The organism is Geminicoccus roseus DSM 18922 (genome assembly GCF_000427665.1).
Lineage (GTDB): Bacteria > Pseudomonadota > Alphaproteobacteria > Geminicoccales > Geminicoccaceae > Geminicoccus > Geminicoccus roseus.
This window is the reverse complement of sequence record NZ_KE386572.1, coordinates 3687730-3712707: the sequence shown is the minus strand read 5'-3', so window position 1 is coordinate 3712707 and position 24978 is coordinate 3687730. Positions and strand designations below refer to the sequence as shown.

At 69.7% G+C, this 24978-nt stretch carries 25 protein-coding genes and 1 tRNA gene; 12 read left to right on the top strand and 14 right to left on the bottom strand.

Annotated elements, in window-relative coordinates; translation table 11 throughout:
- Nucleotides 1–118 precede the first annotated feature (118 nt).
- Entirely contained in the window at nt 119–1069 is a 951-nt protein-coding gene (locus tag GEMRO_RS0118485; protein ID WP_027135192.1) for an aminotransferase class IV, read from the bottom strand.
- A 493-nt stretch (nt 1070–1562) separates the two neighbouring features.
- Here GEMRO_RS0118485 and GEMRO_RS30465 point away from each other — a divergent pair, with 493 nt between their 5' ends.
- Nucleotides 1563–2117: a PRC-barrel domain-containing protein gene (locus GEMRO_RS30465; protein ID WP_084507174.1), complete on the top strand. Its 555-nt coding sequence runs from the start codon at nt 1563–1565 to the stop codon at nt 2115–2117.
- Nucleotides 2118–2170: 53 nt separating this feature from the next.
- Here GEMRO_RS30465 and GEMRO_RS0118475 read toward each other — a convergent pair whose 3' ends face one another.
- The 5 genes from GEMRO_RS0118475 to GEMRO_RS0118455 all read right to left on the bottom strand — a co-directional run bounded on the left by GEMRO_RS0118475 (nt 2171) and on the right by GEMRO_RS0118455 (nt 7941).
- Nucleotides 2171–3202 (bottom strand): ABC transporter ATP-binding protein, encoded by a 1032-nt coding sequence (locus GEMRO_RS0118475; RefSeq protein ID WP_027135191.1) that lies wholly within the window; start codon nt 3200–3202, stop codon nt 2171–2173.
- Complete coding sequence (locus GEMRO_RS0118470; RefSeq protein WP_051329221.1) at nt 3202–4863, bottom strand: alpha-glucosidase family protein; 1662 nt, start codon at nt 4861–4863, stop codon at nt 3202–3204. Before GEMRO_RS0118470 ends, GEMRO_RS0118475 begins: the two co-directional genes overlap by 1 nt.
- A 3-nt stretch (nt 4864–4866) precedes the next feature.
- Nucleotides 4867–5703 carry a carbohydrate ABC transporter permease gene (locus tag GEMRO_RS0118465; protein ID WP_027135189.1) on the bottom strand — a complete coding sequence of 279 codons (837 nt, stop codon included), beginning with the start codon at nt 5701–5703 and terminating at the stop codon, nt 4867–4869.
- A complete protein-coding gene (locus tag GEMRO_RS30460; RefSeq protein ID WP_035485579.1) occupies nt 5700–6602 on the bottom strand; it encodes a carbohydrate ABC transporter permease in 903 nt (300 codons plus the stop codon). The genes GEMRO_RS0118465 and GEMRO_RS30460 overlap by 4 nt, the downstream gene beginning before the upstream one ends.
- Before the next feature lie 73 nt (nt 6603–6675).
- The gene (locus GEMRO_RS0118455; RefSeq protein WP_084507171.1) at nt 6676–7941 is read right to left on the bottom strand and encodes an ABC transporter substrate-binding protein; all 1266 of its coding nucleotides are present in this window, start codon (nt 7939–7941) and stop codon (nt 6676–6678) included.
- A gap of 112 nt (nt 7942–8053) precedes the next feature.
- On the opposite strand from GEMRO_RS0118455, the gene GEMRO_RS0118450 reads away from it, so the two are divergent.
- Nucleotides 8054–9538, top strand: a complete 1485-nt coding sequence (locus GEMRO_RS0118450) for an alkaline phosphatase family protein (protein ID WP_027135187.1) — start codon at nt 8054–8056, stop codon at nt 9536–9538.
- On the opposite strand, the gene nth is transcribed toward GEMRO_RS0118450, so the two are convergent.
- Nucleotides 9472–10179 carry an endonuclease III gene (gene nth, locus GEMRO_RS0118445; RefSeq protein WP_240476716.1) on the bottom strand — a complete coding sequence of 236 codons (708 nt, stop codon included), beginning with the start codon at nt 10177–10179 and terminating at the stop codon, nt 9472–9474. The genes GEMRO_RS0118450 and nth overlap by 67 nt on opposite strands.
- Before the next feature lie 75 nt (nt 10180–10254).
- Between nth and GEMRO_RS30455 the strand changes: the two genes are divergently transcribed.
- Complete coding sequence (locus GEMRO_RS30455; RefSeq protein WP_051329220.1) at nt 10255–10746, top strand: DUF2244 domain-containing protein; 492 nt, start codon at nt 10255–10257, stop codon at nt 10744–10746.
- Nucleotides 10747–11170: 424 nt separating this feature from the next.
- On the top strand, nt 11171–11584 hold the full coding sequence (locus GEMRO_RS0118435) for a DUF4332 domain-containing protein (protein WP_169728413.1): 414 nt from the start codon (nt 11171–11173) through the stop codon (nt 11582–11584).
- 55 nt (nt 11585–11639) lie between these two features.
- Here GEMRO_RS0118435 and dapB read toward each other — a convergent pair whose 3' ends face one another.
- A complete protein-coding gene (gene dapB, locus GEMRO_RS0118430) occupies nt 11640–12437 on the bottom strand; it encodes a 4-hydroxy-tetrahydrodipicolinate reductase (RefSeq protein ID WP_027135184.1) in 798 nt (265 codons plus the stop codon).
- Between the two features lie 169 nt (nt 12438–12606).
- Between dapB and GEMRO_RS0118425 the strand changes: the two genes are divergently transcribed.
- Nucleotides 12607–13344, top strand: a complete 738-nt coding sequence (locus GEMRO_RS0118425) for an isochorismatase family protein (RefSeq protein ID WP_027135183.1) — start codon at nt 12607–12609, stop codon at nt 13342–13344.
- A 101-nt stretch (nt 13345–13445) separates the two neighbouring features.
- On the top strand, nt 13446–14882 hold the full coding sequence (locus GEMRO_RS0118420) for a hypothetical protein (RefSeq protein ID WP_169728412.1): 1437 nt from the start codon (nt 13446–13448) through the stop codon (nt 14880–14882).
- Nucleotides 14883–14911: 29 nt separating this feature from the next.
- Here the strand turns inward: GEMRO_RS0118420 and GEMRO_RS0118415 are convergent, their stop codons facing one another.
- Nucleotides 14912–15334 carry a GatB/YqeY domain-containing protein gene (locus GEMRO_RS0118415; RefSeq protein WP_027135181.1) on the bottom strand — a complete coding sequence of 141 codons (423 nt, stop codon included), beginning with the start codon at nt 15332–15334 and terminating at the stop codon, nt 14912–14914.
- 147 nt (nt 15335–15481) lie between these two features.
- Here GEMRO_RS0118415 and GEMRO_RS0118410 point away from each other — a divergent pair, with 147 nt between their 5' ends.
- Nucleotides 15482–16117, top strand: coding sequence for a hypothetical protein (locus tag GEMRO_RS0118410; RefSeq protein ID WP_027135180.1), 636 nt, complete (start codon nt 15482–15484; stop codon nt 16115–16117).
- 16 nt (nt 16118–16133) lie between these two features.
- Here the strand turns inward: GEMRO_RS0118410 and meaB are convergent, their stop codons facing one another.
- From meaB to GEMRO_RS0118390, 4 genes are all read right to left on the bottom strand, one after another.
- Nucleotides 16134–17126: a methylmalonyl Co-A mutase-associated GTPase MeaB gene (meaB, locus tag GEMRO_RS0118405; RefSeq protein ID WP_027135179.1), complete on the bottom strand. Its 993-nt coding sequence runs from the start codon at nt 17124–17126 to the stop codon at nt 16134–16136.
- Nucleotides 17127–17208: 82 nt separating this feature from the next.
- Complete coding sequence (locus tag GEMRO_RS0118400; protein WP_027135178.1) at nt 17209–18588, bottom strand: hypothetical protein; 1380 nt, start codon at nt 18586–18588, stop codon at nt 17209–17211.
- A 152-nt stretch (nt 18589–18740) separates the two neighbouring features.
- Nucleotides 18741–18816 (bottom strand) — tRNA-Phe (locus GEMRO_RS0118395).
- Nucleotides 18817–18836: 20 nt separating this feature from the next.
- On the bottom strand, nt 18837–19619 hold the full coding sequence (locus tag GEMRO_RS0118390) for an HAD family hydrolase (protein WP_169728411.1): 783 nt from the start codon (nt 19617–19619) through the stop codon (nt 18837–18839).
- A gap of 112 nt (nt 19620–19731) precedes the next feature.
- On the opposite strand from GEMRO_RS0118390, the gene GEMRO_RS0118385 reads away from it, so the two are divergent.
- Together GEMRO_RS0118385 and GEMRO_RS30450 are read left to right on the top strand one after the other, a co-directional pair.
- Nucleotides 19732–20190, top strand: coding sequence for a c-type cytochrome (locus GEMRO_RS0118385; RefSeq protein WP_051329219.1), 459 nt, complete (start codon nt 19732–19734; stop codon nt 20188–20190).
- A gap of 4 nt (nt 20191–20194) precedes the next feature.
- Entirely contained in the window at nt 20195–21058 is an 864-nt protein-coding gene (locus GEMRO_RS30450) for a cytochrome c (RefSeq protein ID WP_051329218.1), read from the top strand.
- 14 nt (nt 21059–21072) lie between these two features.
- On the opposite strand, the gene GEMRO_RS0118375 is transcribed toward GEMRO_RS30450, so the two are convergent.
- Complete coding sequence (locus GEMRO_RS0118375; RefSeq protein WP_027135175.1) at nt 21073–21525, bottom strand: MgtC/SapB family protein; 453 nt, start codon at nt 21523–21525, stop codon at nt 21073–21075.
- A 352-nt stretch (nt 21526–21877) separates the two neighbouring features.
- Here GEMRO_RS0118375 and GEMRO_RS0118370 point away from each other — a divergent pair, with 352 nt between their 5' ends.
- The 3 genes from GEMRO_RS0118370 to GEMRO_RS0118360 all read left to right on the top strand — a co-directional run bounded on the left by GEMRO_RS0118370 (nt 21878) and on the right by GEMRO_RS0118360 (nt 24976).
- Nucleotides 21878–23227, top strand: a complete 1350-nt coding sequence (locus tag GEMRO_RS0118370) for an ABC transporter substrate-binding protein (protein ID WP_169728410.1) — start codon at nt 21878–21880, stop codon at nt 23225–23227.
- 62 nt (nt 23228–23289) lie between these two features.
- Nucleotides 23290–24165 (top strand): carbohydrate ABC transporter permease, encoded by an 876-nt coding sequence (locus GEMRO_RS0118365; RefSeq protein ID WP_027135173.1) that lies wholly within the window; start codon nt 23290–23292, stop codon nt 24163–24165.
- Nucleotides 24158–24976, top strand: a complete 819-nt coding sequence (locus GEMRO_RS0118360) for a carbohydrate ABC transporter permease (protein ID WP_027135172.1) — start codon at nt 24158–24160, stop codon at nt 24974–24976. Before GEMRO_RS0118365 ends, GEMRO_RS0118360 begins: the two co-directional genes overlap by 8 nt.
- Nucleotides 24977–24978 lie beyond the last annotated feature (2 nt).

The following is a 24978-nucleotide window of genomic DNA, read 5'->3' as shown; positions in this document are numbered from 1 at the left end:
AGGGCGGTCGTGCGCAAGCATGGCCGCCCTTGTTTGGTGGAGCCGCAGCCAGCCGCCGACCGTCGGCGGCCTCGTGCTTCAAGGGCCCGCCGACGGAACGATCGCTTCTCCGGCCGCCTCAGAACGGGCGGGACGGCGCTTCGTTGTCGTAGTGCCGGCGGTACTGGTCGACATAGTCGAAGTCGACCAGCCGGCAGTAAGCGTCGGCCAGCCGGCGGGATACCGGCCCCCATACCTGGCCCTTCGGGCCGACCTCGACGCCGTTGAACCGGGTCGCCGGGCACAGGCACAGCGAGGTCGAGGTGATGAAGATCTCCTCGGCGTTGTAGGCGTCGTAGAGATCGATGTCGGTCTCCCGCACCTGGATCCCCTCGGCCCGCGCCAGGTCGATCGCGGTCTGCCGCGAGACCCCCGGCAGCACGTACTTGTCGCGCGGCGTCAGGATGATCCCGTCCTTGACCACGAAGATGTTCGACCCCAGCCCCTCGGCGAGGTTGCCGTTCATGTCCAGGAGGATCGGCCAGGCGGACGGGTCCTGGGCATGCACTTCCTGGCTGGCGACGATCAGGTTCAGGTAGTTGTGCGACTTGACCCGCGGGCTCAGCGAATCCGGCGGCACCCGCCGCTGCGAGGGCACCAGCACGCTGATCCCGTCGATGAACAGCTTGGCCCGCTGGCGGAACGGCAGCGGCATGCACTCGACCACCACGTTCGGCCCGTGATGCTCGACCTGATAGCCCTCCACCTCGCGCACGCCGCGGCTGATCCGCTGGCCGAGCCAGAAATCCTCGTCCGGCCCGAGCAGGTGCCGGTTGACCTCGAACAGTTCCTCGCTGATCGCGCACATCCGCTCCGGCCCGAAGCCCGGGTCGATCCGCAGGTATTTCAGGGAGCGGTACAGCCGGGCGACATGCTCCTTCACCTTGAAGAGCTTGCCGCCGAAGCTGCGGGTCATGTCGAAGCAGCCGTCACCGTAGAGCCAGCTGGAATCGCGAAACGGGATGCGCACCTCGCGTTCCGGCATGATCTCGCCGTTGAACCACGCCATCCGCTCGTTCTGCCGAACCATCGCCGCCCTCCATCCTGGCCCTGGCCGCCAGCCTAGAACCGGCGACCATCCGGCGCCAGAGGATGCCTCTGCCCCGTCATGGCGGCATCCCCAAGACCGGACCACGATTCACGGGGCCGGCGCGCCTGCTGTTCAATGGGCAGGACCGGTAATCCTCCGAAAGCCCCCACCTCAGCCGGAACCACCGAAGCTCATCGCCAGGAGCGGCGAGATTTCGGGTGCTGTAACCATGGGAAAGACCTGGCCCGCATCGAGCCGATGAGGGTTTTTGCCGGCTGCCTTGCGGCGGATGACTTCGGGACACCGATCGCAATCCAAAATCAGGCGGAGAAGTTCCAGTCAACCACCAGCAGATCACCATGTGTCCACGCGGAGTTCATATTCATCAGAATTGTGAACTGACATCCATCGACCGAGCTATTTTCGGCCGCGTACTTGCATATGCAGGAGCGTCTGTTCATCTGAACTAGGACACCTCTAGGGAGTGAGAGCCATGAGACGCATGCTTCTCGTTTCCACGACCATGCTTGCCCTGGCGGCGGCACCAGGCCTTGCCCAGCAGACCGATGACGCGACGATGCCGGCCCCTGCCGCCGATGCTCCGGCCGCAGCCGGCGACGCGCCGATGGCGACGGGCAGCGCCCCGGAGCCGGTGCCCGAGCAGGGCGAGCATCAGGTCCGCGCCCAGAGCCTGCTCGGGGTCGACGTGACCAACGGCCAGGAGACGATCGGCAAGATCTCCGACCTGGTCGTCACCGAGGACGGGCAGGTCGAGGCGATCGTGGTCGGCATCGGCGGCTTTCTCGGAATCGGCCAGAAGCGCGTGGCGCTGGCCTGGGACAGCGTCCAGATGACCCGGCAGGACAACGAGCGCTTCTTCGTGGTCAGCGCCACCCGGGAGCAGCTGGAAGCGATGCCCGAATTCAGGACGCTGGAGGAAAAGGAAGCCGAGGCCGCCGCGGCCGCCAGCCAGCAGCAGATGCAGCAGGAGCAGGAAGCCATGCCGGGAGCCGGCATTCCGGCCGAACCGGCGGCTGGCAGCCAGTAGATGGCCGGCCGGGCCCCTTGTTCCGTCGCGGCAGATGGGGCCCGGCGCAGGCTTCAGCCATACACCTCGCGGGGCAGGCAGCGTCCCTGCGCGTCGAACAGGTAGAGCGCCCCCGCCGGCAGCCCCGCCCGCGCCGTGCCGTCCACGGCGACATCCACCGCTCCGCCATGCTTGACCACCACCGGATCCTCCAGCCCCAGGTCGAGATAGACCCAGCTCTCCGCCCCCAGCCGCTCCACCGTCAGCACCCGGCCCTCGATGGTGGCGTCGCCGCCCTCGCCCAGCTGCAGATGTTCCGGGCGGACCCCGACCTCCACGATCTCCGGCGGGATCGCGATGCCCTTGGGCAGGCTTGCCGGCAGGAAGTTCATCCGGGGCGAGCCGATGAACCCGGCGACGAACCGGTTGGCCGGGTGCTGGTAGAGCTCGATCGGGCTGCCGACCTGGCGGACCTCGCCCGTCTCCAGGACCACGATCCGGTCGGCCAGGGTCATCGCCTCGACCTGGTCGTGGGTGACGTAGATCATGGTCGCGTCCAGCCGCTGGTGCAGCCGGGCGATCTCGATGCGCATCTGCACGCGCAGCGCCGCGTCCAGGTTGGAGAGCGGCTCGTCGAACAGGAACACCTTGGGGTTGCGGGTGATCGCCCGGCCGATCGCGACCCGCTGGCGCTGGCCGCCGGACAGTTCCCGCGGCTTGCGCTGCAGGAGCTGGTCGAGCTGCAGGATCCGCGCCGCCTCCTGGACGCGCCGCTCGGCCTCGGGCCGGTCGGTCTTCGCCAGCTTCAGGCCGAACATCATGTTCTCGTACACGCTCATGTGCGGGTAGAGCGCGTAGGACTGGAACACCATGGCGATGCCGCGCTCAGGCGGCGTCATCTCGTTGACCACCTGGTTGTCGAAGCGGATCTCGCCGCTGGACACGTCCTCCAGCCCGGCGATCAGGCGCAGCAGGGTGGACTTGCCGCAGCCCGAGGGGCCGACGAACACCACGAACTCCCGGTCATTGAGGTGCAGGTCGACCCCGCGGATGGTTTCGACCGAGCCGAACCGCTTGCTCACCTTTGCCAGTTCGATCGTGGCCATCAGACCTCCTTTGCCCGCAGGATCGCGAAGCCATGCCCGCCAAGGTGGAGTTCGTCGCCGTCCGGCCGGTCGCAGCCCGACGGGCAGCCGCCGTCCAGCACCGGGTAGGGCAGCGCCAGCGTCACCGGCTCCGGCGACAGGTTGAACAGGGTGAGCAGGCGCGTGTCCGGGTCGCTGCGCTCCAGCGCCAGGACGGCCGGGGCACCCAGGTCCAGGAACCGCTTGTCGCCCTGGATCAAGGCCGGCTGGGTCCTGCGCCAGCGCAGGAAGCCGCGGGTATGTTCCAGCACCGAGGCCGGGTCGCCCGCCTGCCGGTCGACCGCGAGCTCCAGATGGTCGGACGGCAGCGGCAGCCAGGGGGCACCGTCGGTGAACCCGCCGGCCGGCGCACCGCTCTCCCAGGGCATCGGCGTGCGGCAGCCGTCGCGCCCCTTGAAGCTCGGCCAGAACGCGATCCCGAACGGGTCGCGCAGGTCCTCGAACGCCAGCTCGGCCTCCTCCAGCCCCAGCTCGTCGCCCTGGTAGAGGCAGACCGTGCCGCGCAGGCAGGCCAGCATCACCGGGACCAGCCGGCGCAGCGCCGGGCTGGGCGGCCTGCCATGGGCGAAGCGGGTGACCGCGCGCACCACGTCGTGGTTGGAGAACGACCAGCACATCCAGCCCTCGCCCACCGCCTCCTCGGCCGCCTCCAGGATCGCCCGGATCCCGGCGGCGCTGGGGTTCGGCTGGAGCAGGTCGAAGGTGTAGGCGATGTCCAGCCCGCCGCCGCTGGTATGCTCGGCGGCGCGGGTCAGGCCGATGTCGGAGCCGAGCTCGCCCAGGAGCATCCGCGCGTCATAGCTCTCGGTGAGCTGCCAGAGCGGCTTGAGGACCCGGTCGGACAGTTCCGGGCGGGCCTTGTTGTAGAGCTGGACCTGCATGGAGAACGGCGTCGCCGGCGGCCCGCCCAGATGGCGCAGGCCATGGGGCCGCACCGGGTTGTCGCGCAGTTTCCGGTCGTGCAGGGCGACGTCGATCGCGTCCAGGCGGAACCCGTCGACGCCCCGGTCCAGCCAGAACCGCGCCACCTCCAGCACCGCCGCCAGGACCTGGTCGTTCCACAGGTTGAGCTGCGGCTGCTCGGCCAGGAAGTTGTGCAGGTAGTACTGGCCCCGGCGCGGCTCCCAGCTCCAGGCAGCGCCACCGAAATGCGCCAGCCAGTTGTTGGGCGGGGTGCCGTCCGGCTTCGGGTCGGCCCAGACATACCAGTCGGCTTTCGCGTCATCCCGCGATCGGCGGCTCTCGGCGAACCAGGGATGCTCGTCGCTGGTATGGCTGAACACCAGGTCGATCAGCAGCTTCAGGCCCAGCCGGTGGGCCTTGTCCAGGAGCGCGTCGAAGTCGGCCAGCGTGCCGAACAAGGGGTCGACGTCGCAGTAGTCGGCGACGTCGTAGCCGAAATCCTTCATCGGCGAGCGCATGAACGGCGAGATCCAGACCGCGTCGGCGCCAAGATCCGCAATATGCTCCAGCCGCCTTGCGATGCCCGGCAGGTCGCCGACCCCGTCGCCGTTGCTGTCCTGGAAGCTGCGCGGATAGACCTGGTAGATCACCGCGCCGCGCCACCAGTGGTCCTGGCGCGGCCCCACCCTGGGGGTGCGGTGGGTGGTGGGCTCGAACATGGCTCAGCCCTTCACCGCGCCGGCGGTGAGCCCCGACACGATCCGGCGCTGGAAGAACAGCACCAGCACGATCAGCGGCACGGTGACGATCACGCTGGCCGCCATGATGTTGCCCCAGGGCAGCTCGTAGGCCGAGGCGCCCGAGATCAACGCTATCGCCACCGGCACGGTGCGCTGCTCGCCGGACAGGGTGAAGGTCAGCGCGAACAGGAACTCGTTCCAGGCGGCGATGAAGGCCAGCAGGCCGGTGGTGATCAGCGCCGGGGTCAGCAGCGGCAGGAACACCTTGGTGACGATGGTGAGCGGCTTGGCGCCGTCCACGATCGCCGCCTCCTCCAGTTCCTTGGGCAGCGCCCGGATGAAGGTGGTCAGCACCCAGACGGTGAACGGCAGGGTGAAGATCATGTAGGACAGCACCAGGGCCGGCAGCCGGTTGTAGAGGCCCAGCGAGCGGACCAGCTCGAACATGCCGGACAGCACCGCCACCTGCGGAAACATCGACACGCCCAGGATGGTGAACAGCAGCAGCGAGCGGCCGCGAAAGCGGATCCGCCCGAGCGCGAAGGCGGCCAGCAGGCCCAGCGCCAGGGACAGCAGCACCACCGAGACCGCGACGATCAGCGAGTTCAGGATGTTCTGGCCGAACGGCTGCTCGGCGAACACCGCCTGGTAGTTGTCGAGGTTCGGCGGCGGCAGGAAGTCGACCCGGAACATCTCCGAGCCCGGCTTGAACGAGCTGACGATCGCCCAGTAGAACGGGAAGACCGCGTAGAACACGATCACGGCCATCAGCAGGTAGAAGCCGACCCGGCCGAGCCGGCGGCGATTGGCGCGAGTCATGGATGGTCTCCCCCGCTGTCGCCGATCCGGGCCAGGGTCAGGTAGACGGTGGTGAACACCGCGATGGTCAGGAACAGGAGCGTCGAGGCGGCCGAGCCGAAGCCGACGTCCTGGAAGTCGACCAGCTGCTGCCGGGCATAGATCGACATCGACATGGTCGCCTGGTTGTTGCCGGTCAGCACGTAGATCGCGTCGAAGATCCGGAGCGCGTCCAGGAGCCGGAAGATCACCGCCACCAGCAGGGCCGGCATCAATAGCGGCAAGGTGACCTTCCAGAACACCTCGACCGGGTGGATGCCGTCGATCTTGGCGGCCTCGTAGCATTCCGAGGGCAGCATCTGCAGGCCGGCCAGGAGCAGCAGCGCCATGAACGGCGTGGTCTTCCAGACGTCGACCATGATCACCGCCCAGATCGCGGTGTCCGGGTTGGCCGTCCAGGCGATGCCCTGGTCGATCACCCCGATCAGGATCAGCATCTCGTTGATGACCCCGAACACGTCGTTGAGCATCCAGGCCCACATCTGCGCCGAGACGATGGTCGGGATCGCCCAGGGGATCAGCACGGCGGTGCGCAGGAGGCCGCGCCCGGGCATGTGCATGTTCAGCGCCAGCGCGATGGCCAGGCCGAGGGCCGTCTCCAGCGACACCGAGACCAGGGTGAAGAACAGCGTGTTCCAGACCGAGCGCCACCAGTCGGGATCGGTCAGCAGGTACTCGAAATTGGCGAGGCCGACGAACTGGGCGGCGCTCATGTCCGACAGGTTGGCGTCGGTGAACGAGAACCAGATGGTGCGGGCCAGCGGCCAGGCCGCCACCAGCGCCAGCACCACCAGCATCGGCGCCAGGAACGCCCAGGCCGAACGGGTGCGCGATCGGGTCAACCGGGAGGCCGTGCTCATCGCCCTGATCCTCGTCGCACAGGGGGAAGCGGCCGGTGCTGCAGCCGCGGGGGCTGCGGCGCCGGCCGGTCGTTCACCAGCGGCCGCCGCGGCTCAGCCGGTCGAGCTTGTCGGCCAGCGCGCCCAGCGCCTCGTCGGCCTTGGCCTGGCCGCTCAGGATCTGGTGGCTCGTGTTGAAGAACTCGGCGCTGACCTGGTTGTACTTGGCCCCGGTGACCCGCGCCGGACGCGCCACCGCGTTGGTGAAGGTGTCGAACAGGTCGCCCATGAACGGTGCTGCCTCCAGCACGTCGGTGTCCTGGTAGAGCGCCGTGATGGTCGGGTTGTAGGCGCCGCCGATGGCGCGGCGCTTCTGCTCGGTGGGCGAGGTCAGGTAGCGGACCAGGTCGATCGCCTCGGCCGGGTTGTCCGAATACTTGCTGACCGCCAGCTGCCAGCCGCCGAGCGTGCCGGTGGACTTGCCGTCCTCGCCGCCCTTGGGCAGCGCCGCCACGCCGATCTTGTCCTTGATCGGGCTGTCCGGCGCCTGGCCCAGGCTCCAGGCATAGGGCCAGTTGCGCATGAACACGGCGTTGCCCGCCTGCCAGACGCCGCGGGCCTCCTCCTCCTGGTAGTTCAGCACGCCCTCGGGCGAGATCGTGCCCACCGTCGAGGCCGCGAAGGTCAGCGCCTCGGCCGCCTTCTCGTTGGCGATGGTGATCTTGCCCTCGTCGTCGACGATCTGGCCGCCGCCGAAGCTGTCGACCCATTCCAAGGCGTTGCAGGTCAGGCCCTCATAGGCCTTCGCCTGGTAGACATAGCCCCACATCTTGTCGTTGCCGGCGGCGCGCTCCTCGTCCTGGATCTTCTGGGCGATCGTGGACAGTTCCGCCCAGGTCTGGGGCGGTTGGAAGCCGTGCTTCTCCAGCAGGTCCTTGCGGTAGTAGAGCAGCCCGGCATCGGTGAACCACGGCATCGCCACCAGCTTGCCGTCGACGGTGTTGTTCTCGACGATCGCCGGGAAATGCGCGCTCACCTCGTCCGCGGAGAAGTCGCCGGACAGGTCGATGAAATGGCTGCCGAGCAGGCCCGGCCAGACCACGTCGATCTGGAAGACGTCGACGTCGCCGGATCCGGCCGCCAGCAATTGCTGGTACAGCGCCAGCCGCTCCGTAGCCGAGTTCGGGGTGGAAACGATCTGGACCTCGTTGCCGGTCTGCTGCGCCCATGCCTGGGCGCCGCTCTGGCAGTATTCCAGCTCTGCGCCGACCGCGCCGCAGGATATGGAGATGGTCGCCGCCTGCGCGGCCCCGCCGATCGACAGGCCGATCACGGCCGTGAGCGTCGCCAGCCTCAGCATCGTCTTCCTCCCGTCTGCCTCATTGGACCCAAGGGTGACCCTTGAGCCGCCGCATTGTCCAGGTTGAAATCTGCCGCCACCATCGCCGCGGCAAGTCTGGGGGACGTTCGACTTGAACATTCTGTTCATCACCGCCGACCAGTGGCGGGGCGACTGCCTGTCGGCGCTGGGCCATCCGGCGGTCCGCACGCCGAACCTCGACCGGCTGGCCGCCGACGGGGTGATGTTCACCCGGCATTTCTCCAACATGACGCCGTGCGGCCCGTCCCGCGCCTGCCTGCACACCGGCATGTACGGCTTCAACCACCGCTCGATCCGCAACGGCACGCCTTTGGACCGGCGTCATGCCACCCTGGCCGAAGAACTGCGCCGGGCCGGGGCCGATCCGGTCCTGCTGGGCTACACCGACACCAGCGTCGACCCCCGCGGCCTTGCCGCCACCGACCCGCGCCTGACCAGCTACGAGGGGGTGGCGCCCGGCTACCGGCCGGTCTGCCTGCTGCTGGAGGACAACCGGCCGTGGCTCGACCACCTGCGGGCCAAAGGCTATGGCGACCTGTCGGTGGACGAGGTCTACCAGGGCCACCTGGGCGAGCCGGCGCGCTTTCGCGCGGAAGACAGCGAGACCGCCTTTCTGACCGACCGGGCGATCGCCTATCTGGACGAGCGGCAGCCGCACCCGTTCGTGATGCACCTGTCCTACATCAAGCCGCACCCGCCCTTCGTGGCGGCCGCCCCCTGGCATGCCTCGGTCGATCCGGCAAACCTGCCGCCGCTGCGGCGCCAGCCCAGCCCGGCGCTGGAGGGCCGCCTGCATCCCTGGCTGGCCGCCCATCTGGAGCGGCCGCTGGGGGCCTGGTTCCGCCGGCATTTCGCGGGCAGCGCCGATCTGGACGGCCTGGCGCTGGACCGGATGCGCGCGGTCTATCTGGGCCTGGTCGAGGAGGTCGACCACCATGTCGGCCGCCTTCTCGACCATCTGGCCGCCACCGGGCGGCTCGACGACACGCTGGTGGTGTTCACCGCCGACCATGGCGAGATGGCCGGCGACCACTGGATGATCGGCAAGTCCGGCTTCTTCCCGCAAGCCTTCCACGTGCCGCTGATCGCGCGCCTGCCGGGCGGGGCGCGCGGCCGCCGGGTCGAGGCCTTCACCGAGCATGTCGACCTGATGCCGAGCCTGCTGGAGGCCGCCGGGCTGCCGGTGCCGCTGCAGTGCGACGGCCATGCGCTGACCGGCTTCCTGCGCGGCCTGGAACCGCGGGCCTGGCGCCAGGCGGTCCATTACGAGCACGATGTCGGCGACCTGGAAACCGGCTGGCACCGCACGGCGCTGGGCCTGGACGACCATGCCTGCGGCGTGGCGGTCCGCCTCGACCGGCGCCATGCGTTGGTCCAGTTCGCGGCCCTGCCGCCGCTGCTGTTCGACCATGCGGCCGACCCGGACTGGCTGGTCGACCGGGCCGCCGATCCCGCCTGCGCCGGGGTGCGGGCGGAGATGGCGTCGGCGATGCTGTCCTGGCGGATGCGCTATGCCGAGCGGCGGCTCTCGTCCGGGCTGCTCACGCCGTCCGGCCCGATCGGCCGCTTCGAATAGAGCTGCTTGTCGGGGAACAGGCACCAGGGCTCGATCACGCAGCGGCCGCATTCCGGCCGGCGCGCCTTGCAGACATGGCGGCCGTGCAGGATCAGCCAGTGGTGGGCGCCCAGCAGGTACGTGTCCGGCACCACCCGGAGCAGCTCCTGCTCCACCTTCTCGACCGTCTTGCCCGGCGCCAGGCCGGTGCGGTTGGCGACCCGGAAGATATGGGTGTCGACCGCGATGGTGCCCTCGCCAAACGCCACGTTCAGCACGACGTTGGCGGTTTTGCGGCCGACCCCGGGAAGGGCCTCCAGGGCCGCGCGGTCATGCGGCACCTCGCCGCCGTGGCGCTCCACCAGGATCCGCGCCAGCGCCACGACGTTCTTGGCCTTGTTCCGCCACAGCCCCAGGGTCCGGATATGCCTGCCGACCGCCTCCTCGCTCATCCGGGCCATCGCGGCGGCGTCGGGGGCTTCGGCGAACAGCCCGACCGTGGCCTTGTTCACCCCGACATCGGTGGACTGGGCGGACAGCACCACCGCCACCAGCAGGCTGAACGGGTCGCGATAGACGAGCTCGGTCTTTGGCTCCGGATCGGCCGCGGCCAGATGGGCGAAGATCGCTTCGACGCACTCGGGCGTCATGGTGTCGCTCATGCCGGCTGTTCACCCGAGGCTGTTTTCATGGTCGCGGCGTGATATATCCGAAACTGCCCGCCAATCGAGGTCAGAATGAGCGAAGCGTCCGGCACGACCAAGGCGTTGTTCGAGGCGGTGATCTATCCCAACCCGCCATTGTCCCGGCGCGGCGCCGCGCTGGTCATCGGCGGGTTTGCCCTGCTTTCCTCGGTGATCGGGCTGGCGAGCTTCCTGGCCGGGGCCTGGCCGGTGGTGGGCTTTCTCGGGCTGGACGTCCTGCTGCTGTGGGCGGCGTTCGCGGCGGTGCGCCACCGGGCCCGGGCGTTCGAGGCGGTGCGCCTGGAGCGGGAACGGCTGACCATCCGCCGGGTCGACCAGCATGGCCGCAGCCGCGAGTGGCGGCTGATCCCTTACTTCACGCGGGTCGAGTTCGAGCAGCAGCTGCAGCGCGCGAGCCTGGTGCGGGTCCGCGACCATGTCACCAACGTGCGGATCGGCGGGTTCCTGACCCCGACCGAGCGGGCGGACCTGGCGCGGGCGCTTCGGGAAGCGGTGGGTGAAACCAAGAAGCTCGCCCCTCTGTGACATGCTGGAGGGTTGGCGGGATGGACGGGAGAGGCGCCCCAGGCAGAACCAGCCGCAGTTTCACCACGGATGCTCCGGAGCCGATATTGATGAACTCCGGCCAATGTGACCCACGGCACACATCTGATCCAGTTTGAGCCGCCTGTCGTTTTGAGGATGCGCTCCTCGACTTGTGACGGATTGTGAGGTGCGACGTTCCGGAATATGGACCGTACGCAATGTTCTGCTTACCTAGGCGCATATCATCCGACGATTTTCGCGTTATGGGTGTAGCGACCGCCGCACGGCTTTTGGAGTGCGGGGTCCACCTTCGTGGTACGTGACGGGCGATGCACTAATGGATCAAGTAACGGCGACATCGCCGAAAAGCGCCCGGCCAACGGGTGACCTGCCCCTCAGCAAGTTACGGGGCCTTCCTTCGCCGTTGCGCGTCGCCCTCAAGGCGCGCCGGATCACCACCTGTGAACAATTGCTGCGGGTCGCCGGCAGCCATGCCGGACGCCGCCAGCTCCTGGCCCAGAGCCGCATCGACGGCGACGAGCTGCGCGTCATCCTGCATCGCGCCGACATGGCCCGCATCGACGGGCTGGGCGCCGTGTTCGGCCTGATCCTGGAGGAGCTGGGCATCGCCACGGTCGAGCGCCTGGCCGCCGAGGACCCGGCCGACCTGCACGTCCGGGTCCGCGAGCACAACCGGCGCGAGCGGATCTCCCGCCGCTCCCCCACGCCCGACGAGGTGGCGCACTGGGTTTCCCAGGCGCGCCTTCTGCCGCCCCGGGTCGAGGACGACCCGGCCGGCCCGGCCACCTATCACGGCGGCATGTCCGCCGCCTTCTAGCGCCGCCCGCGGGCTGGCGGGCCTGGGACCCGGCCGCCGCGCCCGTGTCGCGCCCTCACAGCCCCAGCACGTCCGACATCCCGTAGAGCCCCGCCGGCCGGCCGGCCAGCCAGCGCGCCGCTCGCACAGCACCGCGCGCGAACAGCTTGCGGTCGCTGGCGCGATGCGCCAGCTCGATCCGCTCGCCCTCCCCGGCGAACATCACCACATGGTCGCCGATCACGTCGCCGCCGCGCAGGGTGGCAAAGCCGATCGAGCCTTCCGGCCGGGCGCCGGTGATGCCGTCCCGGCTGCGCACCGCCACCTCGTCCAGCGCCACCAGCCGCCCGGCGGCCACCGCCCGCCCAAGCGCCAGCGCGGTGCCCGACGGCGCGTCGACCTTGTGGCGGTGGTGCATCTCCAGGATCTCGATGTCCCACTCGACGTCCAGCGACGCCGCCACCCGCTGGGCCAGGCCCAGCAGGAGGTTGACCCCCAGGCTCATGTTGGCCGCCCACACCACCGGGCAGCTCCTGGCCAGCTCCTCCAGGACCTGGACCTGCTCGGCGGAGAAGCCGGTGGTGCCGATCACCAAAGCCTTGCCGGCCTTTGCCACCTGGCGGAGATGTTCCAGGGTCGGCTCCGGCGCGGAAAACTCGATCAGCACGTCCGAGGCCTGGATCAGCCCGGCGAGGTCGTCGGTGGCGACGCTGCCGGCGGGCTCCCGCCCGGCCAGGATGCCCAGGTCCTGGCCCAGTGCCGGATGCCCGGCCCGCTCCACCCCGCCGGCCAGCCGCAGCCCGGGGCTCGCCAGCACGACCTCCAGATTGTGCCGGCCCATCCGGCCGGCGCATCCGATGATCCCGACTGCGATGTCACCCATGATCCGCCTCCCCGCCGCTTGTGGCGCGCACGGTCCTGCCTGTTTCGGCGAGGGGCTGCAAGCGGTGCCGCCGCTGGCGGGGCGACGGCGGCCGCCGAAGCGGCTAGAACGGTTGCGTGCTCGACAAGGATCAGGGCCCAACAAGGAACAGGGGGAGCAAGTGACCCACGGAACCCCAGCGCTCCAGGATCAGCTGCCGGTCGCGACATCGAGCTGGTCGCCCGGGGACCGGCCAACCGGTCTGGTGATCGTGGATGCAGTCCACGGCTTCTGCACGGTCGGCGCCGGGCCGCTGGCACCGGCCTCGCCCAATGCCCAGGTCGCCCGGATGGTCGGCGAGATCGACCGGCTGGCCAGGAGGTTCGTCGCCGCCGGGCGTCCGATCATGGCCCTGCTGGACACCCATGAGCCCGGCAAGGCCGAGCCGCCCTACCCGCCCCATTGCGAGCGCGGCACCGGCCAGGAGAACCTGGTCGACGAGCTGGCCTGGCTGGAATCCGAGATCCTGACCACCTTGCTGCGCAAGGACTGCATCAACGGCTTCATCGGCGCGGTCGAGGCCGCCCATCCCGGCCACGGCGTCAGCCACAACCGCATGGCCGACTGGGTGGCGCTGCACCGGCTGCACTCGGTGGTGGTGACCGGGATCTGCACCGACATCTGCGTGCTGGACCTGGTGGTGACCCTGCTCTCCGCCCGCAACCACGGCCTCGTGCCGACCCTGCGCGACATCGTGGTCCTGGAGCCGGCCTGCGCCACCTACGACATGCCGCTGGAGACCGCGCGCAGCCTGGGCCTGCCCGACACCGCCGCCCATCCCCAGGCGCTGACCCATCATCTGGGCCTCTACGTGATGGCGTCGCGCGGCGCGATCCTGGCCTCGGCGATCGAGGAATGACCGGGCCCCGTTAGGATCCCGTTAACCCGGCTGGGCTATGCTCGGCCGGCGGCAGGATCGAAGGGGCGTCGTGGATGAACGGTTCCAGGCAGCGGCGGGACATGCGGCTCGACCCTGGCCGCCCCCGCGACCTGCCGGTCGAGATCGAGCTGGTGGACGGCGTGCGGGTCGCCGCCGCCAACGACCTGTCGGCGATGCCGTCCTGGGTCCTGTTCGAGCAGGAGGACTGGTTCGAGCCGGAACTTGCCTGGCTGCGCCGGGCGGTCCGGCCGGGCTGGAGGGTTTTGGACAGCGCGGCTGGCTGCGGCGTGCTTGCGGCGAGCCTCGCCCGCGCCGCCGGGCCCGGCGGGCGCATGCTTGTCTGCGAGGCCGCCCCGGACCTCCATGAGCGCCTGCAGCTCACCCGGCGCATCAACGACCTTCCCTGGCTGGACCCGCAGCGGATCGCCCTGGCCGCGGGCCCGGACCAGACAGCCGGGCCGGGACAGGCGCCCGCGTCCGGCCAAGTCCGCCGGCCCGGCTGGACGATCGGCCGCCTGCTCATGGCCGAGGGCCCGTTCGACCTGGTCCGGCTCGATGCGCAGGCGGTGCCTGGCCTGAGTGCCGCCGGTTCCGGGCGGCGGGACAACACGCCGATTCTGCTGGTCCGCCTGGACCCGGGCGACCCGGCCGCCGGGCTTGTGGCCGGCGAGATCCTGCAGGCGGCGGGATTCCAGCTCTACCATCTCCTGCCGGGGTTCGACGCGGCGGCGCCGCTCGATGCCGGCTTTCTGGACGACTTCACCCTGAACCTGATCGCCTGCCCGCCGGAGCGGGCTGCCGAACTGGCTGCGCGCGGGCTGCTGGCGACCCCGGCGGCAATCGCGGCGGCGCGCGTCCGGGACCGGGCCCCGCCGCCGGACCCGTTCACCCGGAACTGGCCGGAGGCCTGCGCCGGGATCGCCGCCTGTCTGGGCGAGGGCCTGCCGCTGGCGGCGCGGATCGCCCGGGCCGAGACCCTGGCCACCGCCTGGCTTGGCGGGCTGCGCGACTTCGTCGACCTGATCCACCATCCCGCCCGGCTGATCGCCCTGGTCCGCCTGCTCGCCGCCACCGGCGCCCGCACCACCGCCCTGGAGGCGCTGCGGCCGCTCCTGCACCTGCTGCAGTCCGGCCGGCTGGCGCTGGACGAGCCCGCCCTGGCGATCGCCCGGCCGTTCGATGGCGGCGGCGGCGGCGGCGGCGAAGACGGCGGCGGGCCGGGCCCGGCCGTTCCGCCGGTGCACGAGCCCGGCACGGTCGAGGCCGACTGGCTGGCCCTGTCGCTGCTCGACACGATGGGCCGGCTGATGGCGCATTCCAGCTTCATGGCCGGCGACCTGCTCCACCCGGCCCTCACCCTGCACCGGAGTTCCGCGCATTTCTCGCCCGAACTGGAGCGCCGCCGCCAGCTGGTGGCGCGCCGTCGCGGCGAGCTTGCCGCCTTCGAGCCCACCCCGCCGATGCTGCGCTCGCGCAACGCCCGGTTCTGCCGGCCCGGGCGCAGCCAGGCCGCCTGAACGGCGCCCGCCTGCGCGCGCGCCGCCGGTCAGCCGCTCAGCGCGTCCTTGACCATGGGGTTGGCGAGCTTCAGGTCGATGGCGGAGCCGTGGCGCGCCTTCAGTTCCGCCATCACCTTGCCCATCTGCCTGGGCGAGCGGTCCGGGAGCCCGGCCACGATCGCTTCCACCGAAGCACGGGTGGCGTCCTCGTCCAGCACGGTCGGCAGGTAGGATTCCAGGATCGCCTTCTCGCGCTCCTGGACCGAAATATCGCGGCCGGCCAGGTGGCCGATGGTTTCCTCGACGCTCTTCAGGAAGGCCCGGATGGTCCGCACCACCGTGTCGTCGTCCGGCGACTTGCTGTCCTTGCCGGCCGCCGCAAGCAGGGTGCCCAGCAGGTTCTTGGCCACCTCGTCGCGGGCCTTCATGGCGGAAAGGCGGTCGGCTTTGAGCTGGTCGTAGAGGGTCATCGATGGCCTCGGAAATCGGAATGCGCCGGCATGGCGGCCGGAGCCGGAGGGACGTTCCGGCGTTGCTCCTCATGTAAGGTCGCATCGACGGAATGCATCTCTACACTGCGGATGCAGGCCCGGTGCAACGATGACGAGGGGTCGAGGATGGCGCGGATCGGAAAGACGGGCGGATGGCGGGCGCTCCGGCTGGCGCTGGCCGCATCGGTCCTGGGGCTCGGCGCCTGCGCCTCGAGCCCGGAAATCGGCCGCTATGCCGACGGCGACCCCCGCTCCGCCCGCATGCTGCTCCAGGAGGTGAACAGCTCCGGGCCGATGGCGGTGGTGGTGCAGGGCCCGGTTCCCGGCGGGCTGGATCCCGCCCAGGTCGCGCAGGCGCTGGGCGCCGAGGTGGTCGGCACCTCCGCGCAGTTCGTCGCCCAGCCCGAGGCTTCGGCCGAGGCGGCGCGGGTGATCCTGCTGTTCGGCCCGCCCGAGCAGCTGTCGCCCTGGCGGGCCTGCGGGCCGGAGGCGGTGCTGGGCTCCGGCTTTGGCGACACCAGCCGGCTGATGGCCCTGGTCTGCGACGGCCCCAGCACGGTGGCGCATCTGCGCGCCGCGGCGGCCAGCGACAGCGAGGGCGACGTCAGCGAGCTCCTGCGCCGCACCGGCCACAACCTGTTCCCCGACCCGTATGCCGAGCGCTACAGCTACGACCGCTATGGCGGCTACGGCTATGGCGGCTATGGCAGCTTCGGCACGTCCGGCAGTTCGGTCGGTGTCGGGATCGGCTTCGGCTTCTGAGCAAGACGTCCCGGCCTCAGCCGCCCTGGAAGGCGCCCAGCACCCGCTCCACCGCCCGCAGCGGGGTCTCCTGCCCGGCGGCGACCTCGCGGCGGCAGGCGGCGAGTTCGGCCGCGGCTTCCCGGTGCCGCGCCAGCCGGCCCAGCAGGCGGTCCTGCAGCAGGCTGTCCATCCAGCGGACCTGCTGGGCCTGCCGCTTGGCCTGGCGCTGCCCCGCCGCCTCCATCGCCTCGCGAAAGCGCAGCACGGTCGCCCACAGCTCGGCCAGGCCCTGGCCGGTGAGCGCCGAGACGGTCAGCACGTCCGGGCGCCAGGGTGCCGCCTCGGGCGCGATGATCCGCAGGGCGTTGCGGTAGTGCCGCCGGGCCTGCTCGGCGGCGAGCATCTGCTCGCCGTCGGCCTTGTTGACCGCGATCAGGTCGGCCAGCTCGACCAGGCCCTTCTTGATCCCCTGCAGCTCGTCGCCGGCACCGGGCAGCATCAGCACCAGGAACAGGTCGACCATGTCGGCGACCGCGGTCTCCGACTGCCCGACCCCGACCGTTTCCACCAGGATGATGTCGTAGCCGGCCGCCTCGCATAGCAGCCCGGATTCGCGGGTGGCGCGCGCCACGCCGCCCAGCGCTCCGGAGGAAGGGGACGGGCGGACGAACGCCCTGGGATCGGCGGCGAGCCTGGCCATCCGGGTCTTGTCGCCCAGGATCGAGCCGCCGCTGCGGGAGCTGGAGGGGTCCACCGCCAGCACCGCCACCTGGTGGCCCTGCCCGGTCAGCATGGTGCCGAGCGCCTCGATGAAGCTGCTCTTGCCGACCCCCGGCACCCCGGTGATGCCGATCCGCTCGGCCTGGCCGGTATGCGGCAGGAGCCGGCGCAGCAGGGCCTGGGCATCGGCCTGGTGGTCGGCGCGGCTGCTCTCGATCAGGGTGATGGCGCGGGCCAGGGCCGCGCGCTCGCCGGCCAGCAGCCGTTCGGCCAGCGCCGCGATCGGCGGGGCGAGGTCGGTGTTCATCGGCTTTTCCGTAACCGGGAAACGCCGGGCGCGGTAGCCCGCACCGCCGCCACCGCGCCATGCCTCGCGCAGAGCCCCCGCCTCAGGCCTGGTTGTCGGCCTCGATGGCGCGCAGCAGGCCGGCCATCAGCCGGCCGACCGGCTCGTGGAACACGTCGGAATGCTCGGCGACGAAGGCGGTGGCGTCCACCAGGATGATCCGGTCCCGGCCGGCAAACGCCGCCTCGGGCAGCACCCCGTCGGCGTCGCCGGCATGGATCACGAACACCCCGGCATGGCGCATCGCGTCGTTGCGCCCGGTGAACCCGCCCAGATGCTCGGCAAAGCTCAAAAGCCGCGCCTGCGGGTTGGCCATGTCGTGGTCGGAGGTGGTGAACACCAGCCGGCAGCCGCTGCCCAGCACGTCCTTCCAGCCGGAATAGGGCGCGCCCTCGTCGCCCTGGCCGGCCAGGAACCGGTTGACGCTGAAGGCCGGCTGCAGGCCGACCACCGCGTCCAGGCCGGGAGCCGGGGGCTTGGGCTCCAGCAGCGCGCCGGTGAAGGCGGCCCGGGTGACGATCCGCCCGCCAAAGCTGTGGCCGATCGCGAGGGCCCGCAGCGGCGCCTGGGATTCCGCCGCCTGCGCCTGGGCCGCCTCCACCAGGCGGTGCGACAGCCAGGCAAAGTAGGTCAGGCCGACCTCGTCGGCATCGTCGGCCTTGGCGGCATAGCCCACCAGCTTGGCGACCTCGTCGCGCAGCCCGCTGCCCGGCCGCCACACCGAGGGCCAGGTGATCCCCACGAACAGCGGCCGGAACGGCAGCCCGGCGGCATCAGCGCCCGCGGCGGTCTTGGCGATCAGGAGACGGTAGTTGGCCAAAGCCTCGGCCTGGTCGTTGTCCCAGCCCATGGCGCCCAGGATCAGGTGGGTGACCGGGCGGCGCGCGGCGGCGGCGGCGCGGATGGTGGCGGTGACCCCGGACACCAGGGTGGTCTCCATGGCCTCCCAGCCGGTCAGCCAGGCCTGGCCCGGCACGTGCCGGCCCTGCTCCATGTCGTCGAACAGGTCGTAGACCAGCTCCCAGGGACGCCCCTCCCCGCCCACATGGGCGATGTGCGAGACGAACATCCCGTCCTGGTCGTCCATCAGGTCGCGGACATTGCGCACGAAGTCGGGCTCGGCGTCGGCGGGCAGGCGCAGGGCCATGCCGCGCCCGCCCAGCGGCCAGGCGTCCTTGCCGCCCTGCCAGCCCACCAGCTGCTTGCCGGTCTTCTCGATGCCGACGATCCAGGCCGGGCAGCCCGGGCGCGGCAGGTCCCGGTCGCGCGCCAGCAGGTGGTAGCGGCGCCGGACCCGGCTGCCGAGATCGAGCTCGGTCTCGACCTCGCTGGCGTCCGGGTCCTGGGTCAGCTCGTCGACCCAGGCCGCCACCCGGGTCATCGGCGGCTCGCCCAGCTGCTTGAGCCATCGCATCAAGGTCATGCCGGCCTCCGGTCCTGCCGACCACGCTCAAGGCTCATCATGCCATGACCGGGCAGGTTCGTCAGCGCCCCCGCCCCTGCGACACAACGCGTGGCGGATGCGCGGCGGCCGGGAAGCCGGGCCGGCGAGACGTTCTGACAGGAGGGGAAGGATGGTGCCCAGGGACGGATTTGAACCGCCGACACGCGGATTTTCAGTCCGCTGCTCTACCAACTGAGCTACCTGGGCGCCCGTTCGGTGGCGGGTTGTTAGCGGCGCTCGGCGCGGCTGGCAAGCCTTCCTGTGGCGATCAGCCAAGCTTCCAGATCCTGGACGCTTTCCAGGACATGATCGGCCGCCTCCGCCAGGGTTTCCGCCGGCAGCGCCCCGGTCAGCACCGCCACCGCCAGGCCGGCATTGGCGGCCCTGGCCATCTGCAGATCGGCCAGGGTGTCGCCGACCACGGCGACCTGGCCGGGCTCCAGCCCGGTGGCGGCGCAGAAGCCCTGGACCATGGTCGGCTCCGGCTTGGCGCCATGCCCGGCATCGTAGCCCGCCACGTAGGAAAGATGCGGCGCCAGGGCGAAACGCTCCGCCAGCGCCAGCGCCGAGCTGGTCGCATCCATGGTGGCGATCCCCAGCATCAGGCCGTGGCCGCGCAAACGGGCGAACAGCCCGGCCAGATCGCCCACCGGTGCTGCCGGGTAGCGCTCCGCGTCGGCGAAATGCGCGTGGGCGATCGCGCCGACATCCAGGTGGCCCAGTTCCGGCTGCTGGCGGAGCAGGCTCGCCAGATGGTCGTTGGTCGCCCAGAGCAGCGGGCTGGCCGGCGTGAAGCGGTCGCTGGCGCCGTCATAGCCCAGCCTTGCCAGGAGCAGATCGGCGAGTTCGGCTGCCATCGAACCGTCCTGCCCGGCCGCTTGCGCCAAGTCGAGGACAAGGCCCTGGTAGGCGGGCATCCAGGTACGCCTGAAATCCACCAGCGTCCCGTCCTTATCGAACAGGATTCCAGCTACCCTGGCATTCTTCTGCATTTCCCGCAACTGGATCACGGGACCTCCACGACTGTCCAGCTCATTTCTCACGTCTGCCGCCATCCGATGCCTTTTCCGCCGGGCGGAATGATTCTAGAGAACATCCATGATCTCCCAGGGGGGCTTCAGGATGCAACTTCATCGGATCGCTGCAGTCGTGATCGTCGCGGTCTCGGCTCTTTCCGCGACGACCGCGCTTCTCGCCCAGGATGATGACATCATCGCGAAGCGGCAGGCCACCATGAAGGCGTTGGGCAAGGAGATGGGCGCCATCAAGGAGCTCTTGACCGGCTCGCCCGAGGAACTGGCCCAGGTCCGCGAGCACGCGCTCAAGATCAGCGCCACCGCCCCGGAAATCCCGGCGATGTTCCCCGAGGGCAGCGACCAGGGCAAGACCGACGCCCTGCCCGCGGTCTGGTCGGATCCTGCGGGCTTCGAGGCGGCCGCGACCCGGATGGGCGAGCTGGCCGACGCGCTGGCCGCCTCGTCGGACAGCGGCGACGCCAAGCAGGTGACGGCGGCGTTCGCCACCCTGGGCAAGGAGGGCTGCGGCGGCTGCCACCAGACCTACCGGAAGCCGCAGGACTGAGCGCTTGCGGCAGCTGACCCTGGCCTTGCGGCAACTGGTCCTGGCGATGGGCATCGCCGCACCCTTCGGTGCGGCGCATGCCATGGAACGGGGCGAGCTCCTGTTCCACATGGGCGGCTGCCAGTCCTGCCATACCGCCAAGGACGGCGCGCCGCTGGCCGGCGGCGAGCCGCTGAAGACCCCGCTCGGCACCTTCCTGCCGCCGAACATCACCCCGGACCCGCAGGCCGGGATCGGCGCCTGGAGCGACGAGGACTTCCTGCGCGCCATGAGCGAAGGCCTCTCGCCAGACGGCCGGCCCTACTACCCTTCCTTTCCCTTCACCAGCTATGCCCGGATGAGCCGGGACGACCTTTTGGCGCTGTGGTCCTACCTCAAGACCGAGATCGCGCCGTCCGCCGAGCCGTCGCAACCGCACGAGCTGATCTTCCCGGCCTCGCAGCGCTGGGGCCTGTGGCCGTGGCGCTGGCTGTTCTTCGACCCGCAGCCGATCGTCCCCGATCCTGAGCGCGACGCCGCCTGGAACGAGGGCGCCTACCTGGTCCAGGGGCCCGGCCATTGCGCCGAGTGCCACAGCCCCCGCACCTTCTGGGGCTTCGGGGTGGCCGATCCGGCGCAGCCTTTGTCCGGCAATCCCGGCGACCTGGTCACCGGCCGGGCGCCCAACATCACCGCCGACCCGGAGCAGGGCATCGGCGGCTGGAGCGCCGACGACCTGGACACCTTCCTCACGCTCGGCATGACGCCCGAGGGCGACTTCGTGGGCGGCGAGATGGCCAAGGTGATCGAGAACGCCACCGGGATGATCACCCCGGAGGCGCGCGCCGCGATCGTGACCTACCTGCTGGCGCCCAAGGACGGCGGCTAGGCCGGCACAAGCGCCTAATCCCGGTCGATCTTGTCGCTGCCTGGGATGTAGCGCTCGAGCACCCGCACGAAGGTGACGATCACCACGCCGAAGCCCACGCCGATCGCGACCAGCTCCTCCTGCCCGGCGCCTGCCGCGATCCCGATCGCGGCGGCCAGCCAGATGTTGGCGGCAGACGTCAGGTTGTGGACATCGGTCTTGGACACGAAGATCGCGCCGGCGGCGACGAAGCCGATCGCCTGCGCCAGGCCCTGGACGACGCGCAGGGGATCGATGCTGGTGCCGTGCTGCTCGCGCAGTTCCTGGTAGAGCAGCAGCGCCGAGACGGTGATCAGGGCGGAGCTCATCGCTACCAGGGCATGGGTGCGGATCCCCGCCGAGATCCCGCGCAGTTCCCGGTCCAGCCCCAGCAAGAGGCCGGCACCGGTCGCCATCCCGATCCGGATCAGGATCTCCTCGATGTCCACCTCGCTGCCTCCCTGCTGCCCTTGGGCGGAAGAACAGCCTGCGCCATGGCCGGGTTCCACAGCGCCGGTTCGGCAAAGCATCCACGGCGCGCTCGTGTCGCCCGTGCGCCCGTGTCCCACAGTGCGCTCGTGTCATTGCCGCTTGTCAGTCGGGACGACGCGGCTATGCTTTCCGTGTAACGATTCACGAGGGGAGCGTGATCGCCGGCCGGTCCCCGGTCCGGACCGAGGCCGTCCAGGAGGACGGCCAAACGTCTCTTGTCGTTTTCCAGGTCGCGGCACCCTCCGCACCGGCGGCGTGGTGCCGGATCACGTCCCGCTCGAACAAGAACAATCCGGTGGAGGCTTGACCATGAAACGTAGAACCGCGCTGCTGATGGCCGGCACGATCGCCGCGACCTGGCCGCTCCTGGCCCGCGCCCAGGCGGCGATCGACTGGGAGCAGGAACTCGGCAAGCATCCCGACACCACCCTGCGCATCCTGATGATCCAGGACCCCTGGGTGAGCGGGTTCGAGCAGCTCAACCCGACCTTCGAGAAGCTGACCGGCACCAAGGTGGTGATCGACGCATTCGGCTACGACCAGACCCATGAGAAGGAGGTGCTGGAAGGCACCTCGCAGTCGTCGGAGTACGACATCATCGTGCTGGATTCGCCCTGGGTGGGCGAGTTCTGGAGCGGCGAGTTCGTCGAGGACCTGAAGCCCTATATCGAGAAGACCAACCCGGACGTGCTCGCCTGGGACGACTTCGTCCCGGCCTTCCAGCAGGTCGCGGAATGGGAGGACACCATCGTCGGCGTGCCGTTCGGCGCGTATTTCATGCTGATGCACTACCGCAAGGACCTGTTCGAGCAGGCCGGCATGCAGCCGCCCAGGACCATCGACGAGTACAAGGCGGCCGCCAAGCACTTCACCGACAACCCCGACTTCCCGGGCATGTACGGCACGGCGCTCAACAACGCGCGCGGCTCGGCGATCGGCCAGTCCTATTTCGAGTGGATCTACAATTTCGGCGGCAAGCCGTTCGTGTCGAGCTATCCGGGCAGCGAGGACCCGTATGCCGACATGACCCCGCAATTCACCTCGGCGGAAAGCCAGGAGGTGTTCCAGTTCTTCAAGGACATGCTGGCCTTCCAGCCGCCGGGCGCGGAATCGATCGACTGGGAGCAGCGCGCCGCCACCTTCACCACCGGCAAGACCGCGATGATCACCGCCTGGTCGGTGCGCACGCCCCTGTTCCACGACCCCAAGATCAGCAGCATCTCGGACAAGGTCGGCACCGCGGTGTTCCCGCACAAGGACGGCATCGACGGTACCCCGCCGCTGGGCGGCTGGGTGATGGGCATCAACAGCAACAGCAACCAGAAGGACCTGGCCTGGGACTACATCAAGTGGTTCACCAGCAAGGACGTGCACAAGCAGTTCGTCCTCCTGGGCGGGCCGCCCAGCCGGATCTCGACGATGCAGGATCCCGAGGTCCGCGAGAAGATGCCGTGGGTCGACACGATCTACGAGACCCAGAAGAACGTGTTCGCCGACTGCCGGCCGCGCATCCCCGAATCCTTCGAGATCATCGACACGGTCGGCTTCCAGTTCTCCCGCGCCCTGCAGGACCAGGCCAGCGTGGATGAGGCCCTGGGAGAGCTGCAGACCGGGATCGCCGACCTGATGGTCAAGGGCGGCTACACGGTCGAGCAGTAACAGGCGTCAGCACCGGACGGCCGGGCCCGCCAGGGCCCGGTCGATCCCGCACGGGGAAGCGGATGGTCGTCACTCGAACAACGAAGCTGTTCTTCATCGGCCCGGGCGTGGCCTACCTCGCGATCATCGGGCTGTTTCCGTTCTTCTACTCGCTCTACATGAGCACGACGTCCCTGAACCTGACCCGGCCACGGCGCAGCCAGTTCGTCGGGCTGGACAACTACGTCCAGCTCCTGAGCGATCCCTTGTTCCAGAAGGCGATCCTCAACACCGCGATCCTGGCGGGCGGCTCGATCGCGATCGAGGTGATCATCGGCTTCATGATCGCCAAGATCTTCTACGAGATCGCCCACCTGCCCACCGTCAACTGGCTGCGCACCCTGTTCATTTTGCCGATGATGGTCACCCCGGTGATCACCGGCCTCCTGTTCACCTACATCCTCAACCCGACGCTCGGCGTCGCCAACTACCTGCTGCGCAGCGTGGGCCTGCCGGAATCCGGCTGGTTTGGCTCCACCGACGTGGCGCTGCTCTCGATCATCATGGTCAATGTCTGGCAGTGGACGCCGTTCTTGATGCTGATCATGCTGGCCGGGCTGATGTCGGTGCCGCGCGAGCTCCACGAGGCCAGCGCCCTGGACGGCGCCAAGTGGTACCAGATCTCCTGGCATATCGAGCTGCCGGCCCTGCGCGACGTGCTGCTGGTCGGGGCGATCATCCGGCTGATCGACAATCTGCGCTTCTTCGACGTGGTCTACATCGCGACCCGCGGCGGGCCCGGCGACGCCACCGAGGTGATCAGCATGTTCGCCTACCGGCAGTCCTTCCAGTTCTTCAACATGGGCTACGGCTCCGCCGCGGCGGTGCTGATCCTGTTTCTCACCCTGTTCGTCACCACGCTGGCGATGCGCTACCTGCGGAGGGTGGAGAATGCCTAGCTCCCGGCGCAGGCACGCCTTCCTCTATTTGGCGGCCCTGGTATTCACCCTGCTGAACCTGGCGCCGCTGGTCTGGATGGGGCTGACCGCGTTCAAGACCCGGGCGGAGATCTACCAGGTCCCGCCGGTCTGGATCCCCGACTTCACCTATCTCGCCAATTTCGCGGCGGTGCTGGAGGGCTACTGGCCGTTCCTCCTGAACTCGGTGGTGATCACCCTGTGCAGCACCGCGCTCTGCCTGCTGATCGCGGTCCCCTGCGCGTTCGGGCTGACCGTGTTCGCCTTCAAGGGCCGCGAGGACCTGAAGATGTGGGTGCTGAGCAACCGGATGATGCCGCCGATCGCGGCCGCCGTGCCCCTCTACCTCGCCCTGCGCGGGGTCGGCCTGCTCGACACCTGGACCGGCATGGTGCTGATCTATACCGGCTTCAACCTGCCGTTCGCAATCTGGATGGCGATGTCGTTCTTCCGCAGCGCCCCGGTCGAGGTGCTGGAGGCGGCGCGGATCGACGGCTGCAACTGGGTCCAGGTCCTGGTCAAGGTGATGGTGCCGATGGCCGCCGGCGGGCTGATGACCGTGGCGGTGTTCGTGTTCCTGTTCGCCTGGAACGAGCTGCTGATCGCCCTGTTCCTGACCAACCGCAACGCGCGGACCTTCCCGGTGATCCTGACCTCGTTCTCCGGCCAGGCGCAGACCGTCTGGGAGCAGATGGCGGCCGCCTCGATCATCCAGCTGGTGCCCCCGGTGATCCTGACCTTCTTCGTACAGCGCCACATCGTGGCCGGGATGACCATGGGTGCGGTCAAGTAACG